This is a genomic window from Streptomyces sp. NPDC052016 (assembly GCF_044548445.1).
Lineage (GTDB): Bacteria > Actinomycetota > Actinomycetes > Streptomycetales > Streptomycetaceae > Streptomyces.
Genome location: NZ_JBIUBX010000011.1, coordinates 207753 through 221076, shown reverse-complemented (window position 1 = coordinate 221076; position 13324 = coordinate 207753). Strand labels below are relative to the sequence as shown.

Sequence of the window (13324 nt, the reverse complement as noted above, 5' to 3'; positions counted from 1 at the left end):
CTGGTCGCTAGCAAAGGGGCGATACGGTCACCGACATGCCTGCCGAGACCGCCTCCGGGAACGTCTGCGTCACGGGGTGGGGCCGCACCGCCCCCTCCGCCGCCCGTCTGATCCGCCCGCGGACGTACGAGGACGCCGTGGCCGCGGTCCGGGACTGCGGAGCACGCGGAGGCATCCCCCGGGGCCTGGGACGCGCGTACGGGGACGCGGCGCAGAACGCCGGCGGCGCCGTGTTCGACATGACGGGCCTCGACCGGATCCACGCCGTCGACGCCGCCGGCGGCACCGTCCTGTGCGACGCGGGAGTCTCCCTGCACCGCCTCATGGAGGTCCTGCTGCCCCTGGGCTGGTTCGTCCCGGTGACCCCCGGCACCCGCTACGTGACCGTGGGCGGCGCGATCGCCGCCGACATCCACGGCAAGAACCACCACGTGTCCGGCTCCTTCTCCCGCCACGTCCTGTCGCTGGAGCTGCTCACCGCCGACGGCTCGGTCCGCACGGCGGGCCACGGCACCGCCCTGTTCGACGCGACCGCCGGCGGCATGGGCCTGACCGGCGTGATCCTCGCGGCCACCGTGCGCCTCCAACCGGTCGAGACGGCGTTCGTCGCGGTCGACACCGAGCGCGCGAGCGATCTCGACGACCTGATGGCCCGGCTGACGGCCGCCGACCACCGCTACCGCTACTCGGTCGCCTGGATCGACCTCCTCGCGCGCAGGGCGGCCACCGGACGCGCCGTCCTGACCCGCGGCGACCACGCCCCTCTCGCCGCGCTTCCCGCACGCGCGCGCAGGTCCCCGCTCGCCTTCCGGCCCTCCCGGCTCCCGCCCGCCCCCGCCTTCCTCCCGGAGGGCCTGCTCACCCGCCGGACCGTGGGCCTGTTCAACGAACTCTGGTACCGCAGGGCCCCACGCGCGCGTACCGGCGAACTCCAGAAGCTCTCCGCCTTCTTCCACCCCCTGGACGGCGTCCCCCACTGGAACCGCGTCTACGGCCGCGGCGGCTTCGTCCAGTACCAGTTCGTCGTCGGATACGGCCAGGAGGACGCCCTGCGCCGGATCGTGCAGCGCGTCTCGCGGCGCGGGTGCCCGTCCTTCCTCGCCGTCCTCAAGCGCTTCGGCGAGGCCGACCCCGGCTGGCTCTCCTTCCCCCGCCCCGGCTGGACGCTGGCTCTGGACATCCCGGCCGGACTGCCCGGCCTCGCCGCCTTCCTCGACGAACTCGACGAGGAGGTCGCCACGGCCGGCGGACGCGTCTACCTCGCCAAGGACTCCCGGCTGCGGCCCGAACTGCTCGACGCGATGTACCCGCGGCTGGCCGCCTTCCGCGCCCTGCGCGCGGAGCTGGACCCCCGCGGGGTGTTCACCTCGGACCTCGCCCGCCGTCTCTCCCTCTAGGCACACCCCAGGAGCTGTCGTGAAGGACGCCTTCGGCCTCCCCCAGTCCCTCCTCGTCCTCGGCGGCACGTCCGGGATCGCGCTGGCCACCGCGCGCCGGCTGATCGCCCGCCGCACCCGTACGGTCTGGCTGGCGGGCCGGCCGTCGCCCGCGCTGGAGCGGTCCGCGGCCGAGCTGCGCGCCCTCGGCGCCGACGTGCGCACCGTCGCCTTCGACGCCCTCGACCCCGCGTCCCACGAGACCGTGCTCGGCAAGGTCTTCGCCGAGGGCGACATCGACATGGTGTTGCTCGCCTTCGGCGTGCTCGGCCACCAGGCCCACGACGAACGCGAGCCGGTGGCCGCCGTCCGCGTCGCACAGACCAACTACACGGGAGCGGTCTCCTCGGGGCTGGTCGCCGCGCGCGCCTTGCAGGCCCAGGGCCACGGCTCGCTGGTCGTCCTCTCCTCCGTCGCCGGCGAACGCGCCCGCCGCGCCAACTTCATCTACGGCTCCAGCAAGGCCGGCCTGGACGTCTTCGCCCAGGGCCTCGGTGACGCGCTGCACGGAACCGGCGTCCACGTCATGGTCGTACGCCCCGGGTTCGTGCGCTCGCGGATGACCGCGGGGCTGGAGGAGGCGCCGCTGGCGACCACTCCCGAGGCGGTCGCCACGGCCATCGAGCTGGGGCTCCGGCGCCGCTCGGAGACGGTGTGGGTGCCGGGAGTGCTGCGCGTGGTGATGTCGGCGCTGCGGCACGTCCCGCGCGGCGTCTTCCGCAGGCTGCCGCTCTAAGGTGCGGCGAGAGTGCGTGCCAGGCGTCGCGGGCCGGGCGAGACTTCGCTGACGCCCCTGAGGGGGTCGGTCTAGGACCGGGCGCCCTGGCGGGTGGGCAGGGAGTCGTGGCCCACGTGGGCGGACTGCGGGGGCACCATCGGACCTCCGAAGGCGTACTCGCGCAGCTTGCGCCACACGCCGTCGGCGCCCTGCTCGTAGAGGGCGAAGCCGGTGCAGGGCCACTCGGCCTGGTAGTCGGCGAGCTCCTCGAAGGCGCGGTCCATCGCCGCGTCGTCGATGCCGTGCGCCACCGTGACGTGCGGGTGGTAGGGGAACTGGAGCTCGCGGGCGACGGGCCCGGAGGCGTCGCGGATCTGCTGCTGCAGCCGGGCGCAGGCCTCTGCGCCCTCGACGACCTGGACGTACACCACCGGCGACAGGGGCCGGAAGGTGCCCGTGCCGGACAGGCGCATCGGGAACGGGCGGCCCGCCGCGGCGACCGCGGTGAGGTGCGCCTCGACGGCCGGCAGCTCCGCGTCGTCGATCTCGGTCGGCGGAAGCAGGGTGACGTGGGTGGGGATGCCGTGAGCCGCGGCGTCGCCGAAGCCCGCGCGCCGCTCCTGGAGCAGGCGGCCGTGAGGCTCCGGGACCGCGATCGACACGCCGATCGTTACGGTCCCCACGTCGTCTCCTGTCGTCGTGCCGGATGTGCTGCCGGGCGCGTGCCCGGTCGTGCCCCGTCGTACCGAGTCGTACGGCTATCGACTGTACGGCCACGGCTGTGCTGTGGGCAGGCGCAGCGGAAGTGATGTGCAGCGCTCTGCCCCGTGTACATGTGTGCGGTGGTGCGCCCTAGTGCTTCGCGGGCAGGAAGCCGACCCTCTCGTACGCCTGGGAGAGCGTCTCCGCGGCGACGGCACGCGCCTTCTCGGCCCCCTTGGCCAGGATCGAGTCCAGCGTCTCGGGGTCGTCCAGGTACTGCTGGGTGCGGTCCCGGAACGGCGTCACGAAGTCGACGACGATCTCGGCGAGGTCCGTCTTGAGCGCGCCGTAGAGCTTGCCCTCGTACTGCTGCTCCAGCTGCGGGATGCTCGTGCCGGTCAGGGTCGAGTAGATGGTGAGCAGGTTGCTGACGCCCGGCTTGTTCTCGGTGTCGTAGCGGATGACCGTGTCGGTGTCGGTGACCGCGCTCTTCACCTTCTTCGCGGTGGCCTTCGGCTCGTCGAGCAGGTTGATGAGGCCCTTCGGCGTGGACGCCGACTTGCTCATCTTGATCGACGGTTCCTGCAGGTCGTAGATCTTCGCCGTCTCCTTGAGGATGTACGGCTTCGGGATCGTGAAGGTCTGGCCGAAGCGGCCGTTGAAGCGCTCGGCGAGGTCGCGGGTGAGCTCGATGTGCTGGCGCTGGTCCTCGCCGACCGGCACCTCGTTGGCCTGGTACAGCAGGATGTCGGCGACCTGGAGGATCGGGTACGTGAACAGGCCGACGCTCGCGCGGTCGGCGCCCTGCTTGGCGGACTTGTCCTTGAACTGCGTCATGCGGGACGCCTCGCCGAAGCCGGTGAGGCAGTTCATGACCCAGGCGAGCTGCGCGTGCTCGGGGACGTGGCTCTGCACGAACAGCGTGCAGCGGTCCGGGTCGAGCCCGGCCGCCAGGAGCTGCGCGGCGGCCAGCCGGGTGTTGGCGCTGAGCTCCTTCGGGTCCTGCGGGACCGTGATCGCGTGCAGGTCGACGACCATGTAGAACGCGTCGTGGGACTCCTGCAGGGCCACCCACTGGCGGACGGCGCCGAGGTAGTTGCCGAGGTGGAACGAGCCTGCGGTGGGCTGGATTCCGGAGAGCACGCGAGGTCGATCTGAGGCCATGCCCACCATTGTCTCAGGTCGCGGCGGGCGGTCCGGAACCTGTCGGAAACAGGTGGGAACCGATCGCCCTCCGGCGGTGTAACAAGAGTGTGAGGACGCGGGAGGGGGGCCGCATCGTCGATGAGGCCGTGGTGATCGCTCGCGTACGCGCCGGGGATCCGGAGGCGTACGCGGACCTGGTGCGGGCCCATACGGGCATCGCGCTCAGGGCGGCCGCCGCGCTAGGGGCGGGTGCGGACGCGGAGGACGTGGTGCAACAGGCCTTCGTCAAGGCGTATCGCGCGCTGGGCCGGTTCAAGGACGGCATGGCGTTCAAGCCGTGGCTGCTGGCCATCGTCGCCAATGAGACGAGGAACACGGTGCGGACGGCGGCGCGCCAGCGCACGCTCGCCGGCCGCGAGGCGGCGTTCGTGGAGGCGGAGCCGCTGATACCGGAATCGGCGGACCCGGCGGTCGCGACGCTGGAGACGGAGCGGCGCGCGGCGCTCGTGGCCGCCCTGGAGAAGCTGAGCGAGGAGCACCGTCTGGTCGTCACCTATCGCTATCTGCTGGAGATGGACGAGCCGGAGACTGCCCAGGCCCTCGGCTGGCCCCGGGGGACGGTCAAGTCCCGGCTCAACCGCGCCCTGCGGAAGCTCGCCCGTCTCCTGCCCGATTTCCAGCCTCGGGAAGGGGGTGAGGAGCGTGAGTGAGCCGTACGGCGGTGACGACTCCGGGGGGCGTCGTCGACGCGCGGAGGCGGCCCGGCTGCGGGAGGAGCTGAAGGCGCTCGGGCGGTCGCTGGACACGCCCGGCGGGGCCTCGCCCGAGACGATGGCCGAGCGGGTGCTGCGGCAGGTACTGGCGGAGCGGTTGCCGGTGCCGGTGGCCGAGCCGTCGGGTCCCCGTGCCCGGCTGCGGGCCGCCCGGCGCTGGGCGCGGGCGCGCCGGCGGTCGATGACGGCGGTGCTGTGCGGGCTGCTGGCCGTGCTCGCGCTCACGCCCCCGGTGCGGGCGGCGGTGTCCGACTGGTTCGGCTTCGGCGGGGTCGAGGTGCGGTACGACCCGTCGGCCGTGCCCTCCGCGGATGCCGTGGTGCCCGGCTGCGGCCGGTCGGTGTCCCTGCGCGAGGCCGAGTGGCGGGCCGGGTTCGCCCCGCTGGTGCCGAAGACGTTGGGGACGCCGGACGCGGTGACGGTGAGCGGGCTGCCGCAGGGGCGGTTCCTGGTGAGTCTGTGCTGGCGGGAGGCGGGAGGGACGGTCCGGCTGGACGAGTTCCGGGCGCGCCTGGACCCCAGTTTCGTCAAGTCCGTCCCGGAGCTGCCGGAGTTCGTTCCGCTGGGCGGCTCCTCGGCGGACGACCTGTCCGACTCGGCCCTGTGGTTCGCGCGCCCGCACCGTCTGCGCTTCCCCCTGGTGGACGCCGACGGCGAGCGATGGACGCGCGAGACGCGCACGGCCGGTCCGACCCTGCTGTGGACCTCCTCGGACGGCGACAATTCCGTCACGCTCCGGCTGGAGGGGGTGAAGTCGAAGGAGCGGGCGGTGGAGATCGCGGCATCGACGGCATCGGCGGTGTCGGACGGCCGGAACAGGGCGGGCGGGGTGGGAACCCCGACGGGTCGGGCGGTGTACCAGAAGTGACGGGCGGCTCGCGGGCGGGCCGCAGGAATCAGTTGCTTCGGGGGTTCGGATGCACCGATGGAGGGACAGGGCCCGTGGACTGACCGCTTGGGCGGCGGCGTGGGCAGGGGCGTTGGCGGCGAGTGTGGCTCTGGTGCTGTGGGGAGCCTCGATCGCCGCGGCCGGAGGGCCGACGAGCGCCCTCGTGGTCGCGCCGGCGCTCGGTGAGACGGCCGGCCTCTACAACGGCGACAGGGAGTACGGGGAGCTGGAAAGGCTGCTGGGCCCGGTGGACGGCGCCGGGGACACACGCGCCGAACCGGCGGACACCGTGCTGGACGCCTCGCACCGGATCAACGTGACCTGGCTGGTCCACGACGTGACGCCCTGGCGGACCGACCAGGTGTATCTGGCGAGCGACGGCGGGTCGGTCTGGATACGGACCTCGGGGGACCCGTCCGAGGCGGTCCACGGCCGCTGGCATCGCGCCGAGCAGCCGGCACAGCTCCGGGCTTTGCTGCGGCAGCTGGGTGTGACGGACGAGACCCCGCGCGAGGGCTCCTCCGGCAGCGGGCCGGCCCCGGCACGCACGGACGGCGCCGAGCCCGCCGCAACCGACGTGGCGGGCCCGGTGGCCTCGGAGGCGGACGCCCGGCCGGCGGAGGCGGGCGGCGGGACGGACCGATGGTGGGCGCTGCCGGGTGCGGCGGCCGGGGCGGTGCTCGCGCTGCTGTTGCGGCCGTTCGCCGTGCGGGCGCCGCTTCGCCGCCTGGCGGCCCGGCGTGAGTCCGGACCGCCACGGGAGGAGGGACGACAGAAGCTCATTGATCTGTGAGCCCTCGCCGGGGGTCTGCGGCGACCGCCAGAGACTGCGGCGACCGCAGGCCGGTGGATCTCCGCGGAGGCGTCAGCCGAGGTCGATCTCCGGGTAGAGCGGGAAGCCCGCCACCAGGTCGGTCGCCCGGCGGGAGATCTCGTCGGCGATCTTCGCATCGAGGACGTGCTGGGCCTTGGAGGGAGCACCCGACTTGGTGGTGCCGGCCTCGGCGGTGGTGAGGACGCGGTCGATGAGACCGGCGACCTCGTCCATCTCGGCGGTCCCGAGGCCCCGGGTGGTCAGGGCTGGGGTGCCGATGCGGATGCCGGAGGTGTACCAGGCGCCGTTGGGGTCGGCGGGGATGGCGTTGCGGTTGGTGACGATGCCGGATTCCAGCAGGGCCGCCTCGGCCTGGCGGCCGGTGAGACCGTACGACGTGGCCACGTCGATCAGGTTGAGGTGGTTGTCCGTGCCGCCGGTCACCAGCGTGGCGCCCCGGCGCATCAGGCCCTCGGCCAGGGCGCGGGAGTTGTCGACGATGCGCTGGGCGTAGTCCTGGAAGGCGGGCTGACGGGCCTCGGCGAGGGCGACGGCCTTGGCGGCCATGACGTGCGGGAGCGGGCCGCCGAGGACCATGGGGCAGCCCCGGTCGACCTGGTCCCTGAGGGAGTCGTCGCACAGGACCATGCCGCCGCGCGGGCCGCGCAGGGACTTGTGGGTGGTGGTGGTGACGATCTGGGCGTGCGGGACCGGGTCGAAGTCGCCCGTCAGGACCTTGCCCGCGACCAGACCGGCGAAGTGCGCCATGTCGACCATGAGGGTGGCGCCGACCTCGTCGGCGATCTCCCGCATGATGCGGAAGTTCACCAGGCGGGGGTAGGCGGAGTAGCCGGCGACGATGATCAGCGGCTTGAAGTCGTGGGCCGACGCGCGCAGGGCCTCGTAGTCGATCAGGCCGGTGGCCGGGTCGGTGCCGTAGGAGCGCTGGTCGAACATCTTGCCGGAGATGTTCGGGCGGAAGCCGTGGGTGAGGTGGCCGCCGGCGTCCAGGGACATGCCGAGCATGCGCTGGTTGCCGAAGGCCTGGCGGAGCTCGGCCCAGTCGGCCTCGGAGAGCTCGTTGACCTGGCGGACGCCGGCCTTCTCCAGGGCGGGGGCCTCGACGCGCTGGGCGAGGACGGCCCAGAAGGCGACGAGGTTGGCGTCGATGCCGGAGTGCGGCTGGACGTAGGCGTGACGGGCGCCGAAGAGCTCGCGGGCGTGCTCGGCGGCGAGGGACTCGACGGTGTCGACGTTGCGGCAGCCGGCGTAGAAGCGGCGGCCGACGGTGCCCTCGGCGTACTTGTCGCTGAACCAGTTGCCCATCGCGAGCAGGGTGGCCGGGGAGGCGTAGTTCTCGGAGGCGATCAGCTTGAGCATCTCGCGCTGGTCGGCGACCTCCTGGCCGATGGCGTCCGCGACGCGCGGCTCGACCGCGCGGATGACGTCGAGGGCGGCGCGGAAGGCGGTGGACTCGGTGGAGAGGGACTGCTGCTCTGACATGTCGTCGGCCTCCGGTGGCGTGGCGTGGGAGCGGTCACGGTTCTCGGTCTGGCCCAGGCGCACGGCACTCGTCACTCAGGCCGCTCCCCGATGGTCCGTCCCATCCCAGCGCGCCAGTCACGGCCTGCCGAAAGCCTACCGGTCGGGTCGGAGGGCGACGGTGCGACGTCCACCATGCGAGCGACGTCAGGAGGGGGCGGCCGGGCCGCATCCCCCACGGCGCTGGGGTCTGGATCGTGCGCTGCCGCTTCAGAGCGTCGGGGTCGAATCGCGCCCAGCCGCTCTGGAGGAGTGCGGTCGGGCTCGCGCGCCTCAACCGCTGCAGAGCGGCGCGGTCGAATTGCGCCCCCGCCGCTCTGGAAGCTTGCGGTCGGGATCGCGCCGCAGGCGCCTTGAGGATCGCGGTCGGGATCGTCCCCAGCGCCTCTCAGAGGATCACGTGGGGCAGGAAGCGGGCGTACTCGTCCGTGATCAGGCCGGAGGACTCGCGGATGCCGAGGCCGGCGGACTCGTTCCCGACGACCCAGGCGCCGAGGACGACGTGGTTGCCGTCGAAGGCGGGGAGCGGGGCCAGCTCCTGGTAGCAGCAGGGGTCCGCACGGACGACAGGGTCGGACGAGGTGCCGTCGCCGGGCTCGTGGACCGTGACGCCCGCGCCCTCGCGGCCGAGCAGCGGCTTGGCGACGTAGCCCGTCGTCCTCGCCAGGCCCCGGGGACCGTCCAGGTAGGCGGGGAGGAGGTTGGGGTGGCCGGGGTACAGCTCCCAGAGGATCGCCAGCAGTGCCTTGTTGCTCAGGAGCATCTTCCAGGCGGGCTCGATCCACAGCGTGGTGCCGGTGCCGCCGCCGTTGTCGAGGGTGTCGAGGACGTGGCCGGCGAAACGGTCGGTGGTGAGCCACTCCCAGGGGTAGAGCTTGAAGCAGCTGCGGATGAAGCGCAGCCGGTTGTCGACGAAGCGGCCGGACAGGCGGTCCCAGCCGATGTCCTCCACGGGGATCCAGGCGGTCTCCAGACCGGCCTGCTCGGCGGTCTCCTTGAGGTAGGCGACCGTCATCAGGTCCTCGCCGAGTGCGTCGGCGGTGGAGTGCGCGAAGTACAGGGGGCTGCCGGGCGGGAGGAGCGGGGCCTGCTTCCTCCAGGCGTCGACGAGGCGTTCATGGAGGGAGTTCCACTGGTCGGCGCCGGGGAAGCGTTCCTCCATCCAGAACCACTGGGGGCTCGCCGCCTCGACCAGGGAGGTGGGGGTGTCGGCGTTGTACTCCAGGAGCTTGGCCGGCCCGGTGCCGTCGTAGCGCAGGTCGAAGCGGCCGTAGACGGTGGGGAGTTCGGCGCGGCGGTGCCAGGCCTCGGTGACCGCCCGGGCGACGCGCGGGTCGGTGATGCCGAGGTCGGCGAGGCGGTCGGTCTCGACGATGTGGGCGGCCGCGGCGAGGCACATGCGGTGGAGTTCCTCGACGGTCTCCTCCAGCGCCTCGACCTCGTCGAGGGTGAAGACGTAGTAGGCGCTCTCGTCCCAGTAGGGGCGCAGTGTGTCGTCGGGGTGGCGGGTGAGCGGGTAGACGAGGCCCTGTTCCTCGACGGTCCGCTGCCAGCCGGGGCGCGGTTCGATGGTGTGGCGTCGCACGGTGTCCTGCTCAGCCGCCGCTGCTGCCGCCGTCGCCGCTGCCGAAGCCGCCGCGGTCGACGCCACCGCCCCCGCTGCTCGATCCGCCGGAGCCCTTGCCCGGCTTGGTGAAGGAGCCGCCCTCGACGTAGGAGCCGTTCTTCTTGCCGCCGTAGTACCAGGCGCTGCCGGAGGAAGAGCTCTTGGTGGACTTGCAGTTCTTGTCGGAGACGACCTTGTAGCCCTTGGAGAGGGTGTAGCTGTCGCGGTCGACACACCGCTTGTCGGGGTCCGAGGAGCAGGCGGTGAGGGCCGCGGCGAGCACGCCCATTCCGCCGAGTACGACCGTGCCCGAGCGCAGCCGTCGTCGTGTGTCCGCCATGGTGGTGACTCCCCCGTCGATGATGCCCGGCGATCATGGTTCGCCTGATGTCCGGCGGCCAGCCTAGAGATCGGTGGGAGGCCGTGTGCACGGGCCCCCGGGTCGGCCGCTCCCTGCGGTCCGTTTCCGCTGTTTGCGCTGTTTTCGCTGTTTGTGAAGGGCGCGCCGGCCCTCGCCCGTTCGCGGGTCGGTAGGGGGCCGTCAGGGCAGGACCCGGCACAGGGCGTCCAGCGCTCCCGTCCAGGCGTGGTCCGGTGGGGTCGCGTACCCCACGACCAGGGCGTCCTGCGGGTCGGCGATGGCGTCCTGGTGGCGGAAGAAGGACAGGCCGTGGACGGCCAGGCCCTGCCAGGCGGCCGCCCGGACCACCGACTGCTCGGTGCCGGGCGGGAGGTTGACGACGGCGTGCAGTCCGGCCGCGATGCCGGTGACGTGGGCGTCGGGGGCCCGGTCGGCGAGCGCCTCGACCAGGGCGTCCCTGCGGCGGCGGTAGCGCAGGCGGGCGGAGCGCACCTGACGGTCGTAGGCCCCGGAGGTGAGGAACTCGGCCAGGGTCAGCTGGTCCAGCACGCCGCAGGTGTCGATCTCGCCCTTCGCCGCCGCGGCCTCCTCGGCGAGACCGGGCGGCAGCACCATCCAGGCCAGCCGCAGACCGGGGGCGAGGGACTTGCTGGCGGTGCCCAGGTAGACGACGTGGTCGGGGTCGAGCCCCTGGAGGGCGCCGACGGGCTGGCGGTCGTAGCGGAACTCGCCGTCGTAGTCGTCCTCCAGGACCAGCCCGCCGGTGTGCCGCGCCCAGTCCACGACGGCCGCCCGGCGGTCGTGGTGCAGGGGCACGCCCATCGGGAACTGGTGGGCGGGCGTGAGGAGGACGGCGCCCTCGTCCGTCAACGGCGAAGGGTCCGTGCCGAGTCGGTCGAAGGGAAGCGGCCGGGTCCGCAGGCCGGCGGTGGTCAGCCGCTTCTCGTGGACGTCGAGGCGGTAGGACTCGACGGCGACCGTGCGCGCTCCGCGTGCCCGCAGGACCGTGCCGAGCACCTGCAGTCCGTGCGCGAACCCGGCGACGACGAGGATGCGTTCGGGGTCGGTGCGCACGCCCCGGGAGCGGGCGAGGTAGACGGCGAGCGCGGTGCGCAGTTCGACGCGGCCCCGGGAGTCGCCGTAGCCGAGGGCGTCGTTGGGTGCGGCGGTGACGGCGCGGCGGGCGGCCTTGAGCCATTCCGTGCGCGGGAAGGAGGCGAGGTCGGGAGAGCCGGGGCGCAGGTCGTAGACGGGCCGGTGGCGCTCCCTGCGCTGGGGTGGGGCGCCGCTGGGCGGGACGACCGCACGCTCCGCGACCCGGGTGCCCGAGCCCTGGCGGGCGGTGAGCCAGCCTTCGGCGACCAGGTCGGCGTAGGCGTCGGCGACCGTGTTGCGGGCGATGCCGAGGTCGGCGGCGAGCGTGCGGGAGGAGGGCAGCCGGGTGCCGGGGGCCAGCCGGCCGCTGCGGACCGCCTCGCGCAGGGCGTCGGTCAGGCCCCGGCGCAGACCGTGCCCCGTCGGTTCCAGGTGCAGGTCGACGCCCAGAGTGGCCCATGGTTTCTCCATCGGAATGGACCATACTCGTGGGCTGCCTCGCTCCTAGGGTCGACGGCATGACGACGCACCGCAACGACAGCACGACGACGCCCGAGACCGCGACGACCGTGGAGTACGCCCCCGAGCACACCCCCCGCCTGGCCTGGGCCGAGCTGGCCCCCGACGTCTTCAAGGCGATGATCCGGCTCGACGCCGCCGCCCGTAAGGGACTCGACCCGACGCTGCTGGAGCTCGTGAAGATCCGCGCCTCGCAGATCAACCGCTGCGCGCTCTGCGTCGACATGCACAGCAAGGACGCGCTCGCGGCGGGCGAGCGCGTGGAGCGGATCATCCAGCTCAGCGCGTGGGAGGAGTCGGAGCACTTCTACACCGAGAAGGAGCTGGCGGCGCTGGCGCTGACGGAGGCGGTGACCGTCCTGACGGACGGGTTCGTGCCGGACGCGGTGTACGAGAAGGCGGCGAAGCACTTCGAGGAGGCGGAGCTGGCGCAGCTGATCGCCGCGATCACGGTGATCAACGCGTGGAACCGGTTCGGGGTGACCTGCCGGCTGGTGCCGGGGCACTACGAGGTCGGCCAGTACAAGTGACGGTGCCGCGCACCGCGGTGCTGGACCGGGCCGTCGCGCAGTCCCTGTCCGCGCTCAGCGCCGCCGCGAAGAAGGGGCTCGGCGACCCCGCGCTCGCCGAGCTCGTCATGGTCCGGGCCTCGCAGGTCAACCACTGCGCGTTCTGCCTCGACATGCACCTCCGCCTCGCCCGCGAGCAGGGCGTCGGCGAGAAGCAGCTCGATCTGCTGAGCGCCTGGGAGGAGGCGGGGGACGTCTACGACGAGCGGGAGCGGGCCGCGCTCGCGCTGACGGAGGCGGTGACGGTCCTCACCGGGGGCAGCTCCCGGACCGGGCCCGGTGCGGGGTTCGTGCCGGACGAGGTGTTCCGGAGGGCGGAGCGGCACTTCGCCCCCGTGCGACTGGCCCATCTCATCGCCCTGATCACGGCCATCAACAACTGGAACCGGGTGATGGTGAGCCGCCGTGTCCCGCCGGGGGGTTACACGCCATGAGGGGGATCGACCTCTTCCGCGCGCTGCACAGCCGCCGCTCACCGGCCGACCCGCTGGTGCTGCCCGGCCCCTGGGACGCGGCAAGCGCCCGCGTCCTGGTGGACGCCGGCTTTCCCGCGCTGGCCACGCCGAGCGCCGGGGTGGCCGCCTCCCTCGGTCACGAGGACGGCCGGACCCCGGCGGGCGAGATGTTCGCGGCGGTGGCGCGGATCGCCCGTGCCGTGGACGTGCCGGTGTCGGCGGACGTCGAGGGCGGGTACGGCCTGCGGCCGAAGGAGCTGGTCGAGCGGCTGCTGGAGGCCGGCGTCGTGGGCTGCAACCTCGAGGACTCCGACGGGGGTGTCCTCAAGGACGCGCGGGCCCACGCCGACTGGCTGGCCGAGGTGTGCTCGGCGGCGGCCGGCCGGCTCTTCGTCAACGCGCGCATCGACACCTTCGTCCGTGGTGTCCCCGACCCCGAGCGGGCCGTCGAGCGGGCGGCGCTGTACGTCGCCGCCGGCGCCGACTGCGTGTACCCGATCGGCGCCCCGACGGAGGTGCTGCCGCTGCTGCGGTCCGGGATCCAGGGGCCGGTCAACGTCTTGGCCCGGCTGGACGGCGAGGGCCCCTCGCCCACCCGGCTCGGTGAACTCGGGGCCACGCGCGTCACGTTCGGGCCGGGACTGCAGCGCTCGGCGGCACGGGCGCTGCGGGAGACGGCCGACCGCCTCGCCCGGTGAC

14 protein-coding genes and 1 riboswitch are annotated in these 13324 nt (G+C 73.2%); of the genes, 8 read left to right on the top strand and 6 right to left on the bottom strand.

What is annotated here, in order from left to right; translation table 11 throughout:
- Nucleotides 1-35 precede the first annotated feature (35 nt).
- Together ACIHAR_RS16310 and ACIHAR_RS16305 are read left to right on the top strand one after the other, a co-directional pair.
- On the top strand, nucleotides 36-1397 hold the full coding sequence (locus tag ACIHAR_RS16310) for an FAD-binding protein (protein WP_388759801.1): 1362 nt from the start codon (nucleotides 36-38) through the stop codon (nucleotides 1395-1397).
- Between the two features lie 19 nt (nucleotides 1398-1416).
- Nucleotides 1417-2172, top strand: a complete 756-nt coding sequence (locus ACIHAR_RS16305) for a decaprenylphospho-beta-D-erythro-pentofuranosid-2-ulose 2-reductase (protein WP_365461767.1) — start codon at nucleotides 1417-1419, stop codon at nucleotides 2170-2172.
- 71 nt (nucleotides 2173-2243) lie between these two features.
- Here ACIHAR_RS16305 and ACIHAR_RS16300 read toward each other — a convergent pair whose 3' ends face one another.
- Nucleotides 2244-2837 (bottom strand): 2'-5' RNA ligase family protein, encoded by a 594-nt coding sequence (locus ACIHAR_RS16300; RefSeq protein WP_365461769.1) that lies wholly within the window; start codon nucleotides 2835-2837, stop codon nucleotides 2244-2246.
- 169 nt (nucleotides 2838-3006) lie between these two features.
- Entirely contained in the window at nucleotides 3007-4020 is a 1014-nt protein-coding gene (gene trpS / locus ACIHAR_RS16295) for a tryptophan--tRNA ligase (RefSeq protein WP_365461771.1), read from the bottom strand.
- 89 nt (nucleotides 4021-4109) lie between these two features.
- Here trpS and ACIHAR_RS16290 point away from each other — a divergent pair, with 89 nt between their 5' ends.
- From ACIHAR_RS16290 to ACIHAR_RS16280, 3 genes are all read left to right on the top strand, one after another.
- Nucleotides 4110-4712, top strand: a complete 603-nt coding sequence (locus tag ACIHAR_RS16290; RefSeq protein WP_400019885.1) for an RNA polymerase sigma factor — start codon at nucleotides 4110-4112, stop codon at nucleotides 4710-4712.
- Nucleotides 4705-5643, top strand: a complete 939-nt coding sequence (locus tag ACIHAR_RS16285; protein WP_400019883.1) for a hypothetical protein — start codon at nucleotides 4705-4707, stop codon at nucleotides 5641-5643. The genes ACIHAR_RS16290 and ACIHAR_RS16285 overlap by 8 nt, the downstream gene beginning before the upstream one ends.
- A 133-nt stretch (nucleotides 5644-5776) precedes the next feature.
- The gene (locus ACIHAR_RS16280; protein ID WP_400019881.1) at nucleotides 5777-6457 is read left to right on the top strand and encodes a hypothetical protein; all 681 of its coding nucleotides are present in this window, start codon (nucleotides 5777-5779) and stop codon (nucleotides 6455-6457) included.
- A 72-nt stretch (nucleotides 6458-6529) separates the two neighbouring features.
- Here ACIHAR_RS16280 and ACIHAR_RS16275 read toward each other — a convergent pair whose 3' ends face one another.
- The 4 genes from ACIHAR_RS16275 to ACIHAR_RS16260 form a co-directional block, all read right to left on the bottom strand.
- Nucleotides 6530-7981, bottom strand: a complete 1452-nt coding sequence (locus tag ACIHAR_RS16275) for a glycine hydroxymethyltransferase (RefSeq protein WP_400019921.1) — start codon at nucleotides 7979-7981, stop codon at nucleotides 6530-6532.
- Between the two features lie 44 nt (nucleotides 7982-8025).
- Nucleotides 8026-8112, bottom strand: a riboswitch (ZMP/ZTP riboswitch).
- 296 nt (nucleotides 8113-8408) lie between these two features.
- Nucleotides 8409-9605: a glutathionylspermidine synthase family protein gene (locus tag ACIHAR_RS16270; RefSeq protein ID WP_400019879.1), complete on the bottom strand. Its 1197-nt coding sequence runs from the start codon at nucleotides 9603-9605 to the stop codon at nucleotides 8409-8411.
- A 10-nt stretch (nucleotides 9606-9615) separates the two neighbouring features.
- The gene (locus ACIHAR_RS16265; RefSeq protein ID WP_400019877.1) at nucleotides 9616-9966 is read right to left on the bottom strand and encodes a hypothetical protein; all 351 of its coding nucleotides are present in this window, start codon (nucleotides 9964-9966) and stop codon (nucleotides 9616-9618) included.
- 201 nt (nucleotides 9967-10167) lie between these two features.
- On the bottom strand, nucleotides 10168-11553 hold the full coding sequence (locus tag ACIHAR_RS16260) for a PLP-dependent aminotransferase family protein (protein WP_365461783.1): 1386 nt from the start codon (nucleotides 11551-11553) through the stop codon (nucleotides 10168-10170).
- A gap of 47 nt (nucleotides 11554-11600) precedes the next feature.
- On the opposite strand from ACIHAR_RS16260, the gene ACIHAR_RS16255 reads away from it, so the two are divergent.
- From ACIHAR_RS16255 to ACIHAR_RS16245, 3 genes are read left to right on the top strand one after another with little or no spacing between them, the layout of a single operon-like run.
- Nucleotides 11601-12131, top strand: coding sequence for a carboxymuconolactone decarboxylase family protein (locus ACIHAR_RS16255; RefSeq protein ID WP_365461785.1), 531 nt, complete (start codon nucleotides 11601-11603; stop codon nucleotides 12129-12131).
- A gap of 2 nt (nucleotides 12132-12133) precedes the next feature.
- Complete coding sequence (locus ACIHAR_RS16250; protein ID WP_400019919.1) at nucleotides 12134-12604, top strand: carboxymuconolactone decarboxylase family protein; 471 nt, start codon at nucleotides 12134-12136, stop codon at nucleotides 12602-12604.
- Entirely contained in the window at nucleotides 12601-13323 is a 723-nt protein-coding gene (locus ACIHAR_RS16245; RefSeq protein ID WP_365461787.1) for an isocitrate lyase/phosphoenolpyruvate mutase family protein, read from the top strand. The genes ACIHAR_RS16250 and ACIHAR_RS16245 overlap by 4 nt, the downstream gene beginning before the upstream one ends.
- Nucleotide 13324: the final 1 nt, after the last annotated feature.